The sequence below is a fragment of the Achromobacter arsenitoxydans SY8 genome (assembly GCF_000236785.1).
Lineage (GTDB): Bacteria > Pseudomonadota > Gammaproteobacteria > Burkholderiales > Burkholderiaceae_B > Achromobacter > Achromobacter arsenitoxydans.
The window spans coordinates 1-669 of record NZ_AGUF01000061.1; the positions used below are offsets into that span (position 1 = coordinate 1).

At 61.0% G+C, this 669-nt stretch carries 1 protein-coding gene; it reads right to left on the reverse strand.

The window, feature by feature from the left end:
* Positions 1–644, reverse strand: a 644-nt coding sequence (locus KYC_RS19615) for a Tar ligand binding domain-containing protein (RefSeq protein WP_043518961.1), incomplete at its 3' end; no start/stop codon positions are given.
* Positions 645–669 lie beyond the last annotated feature (25 nt).

The following is a 669-nucleotide window of genomic DNA, read 5'->3' on the forward strand; positions in this document are numbered from 1 at the left end:
CGGTTCATGAACAGGAAGGCGCCCAGCGAAACCGCCAGGATCAGCACCGCCAGCGCGATGTAGACATAGGTCATCACCGCGGCCTGCGACCGCGCCGACGCAACCATTTCTTCGCTGTACTTATTGATGTTGCCGGCGAAGGCGCCCAGCTGCTTGAAGAACTGTCCACTGGCGGCGCCCGCCTTGGTGTTCTTCAGGGACAGGTAGGCCGCGGCGTCGCCCTTGTCCAGCGCCGCCATCATCGACTGCACCGCATCCGTGAAACTGTTGAAGGACGACACCAGCTCGCCCTCGGCGGACTTGCCGAACGCGGTGGTCTTGGGAATAGCCTTGAACGTCTCCATGTTCTTCTTGGCGTCCGCGACCAGTTGCTGAACAGTGCGCGAATTCTCGTTGGCGCCATTGGTGTCGCCGGCGGCGCGCTGGGCGGCGGCGATGTCCGCGCGGATCGTGGCGCGCAGCATCTGCGTATAGGCGTCCTTGATCAAATTGTTCTGCTGGACGCTCAAGGTATCCAAGGCGTTGATCTCCTGGGCGTTGGACTGCATGCTGTTCCAACCCAGGACAATCGCAATCAGCGCGGCCACGGCGACTGCCAATTGGGCAAGCATCAAGCCCGTGCGCACCTTCAGATTGCTAAACATTTTCCGTATGTTCCGGTAGTCGTCC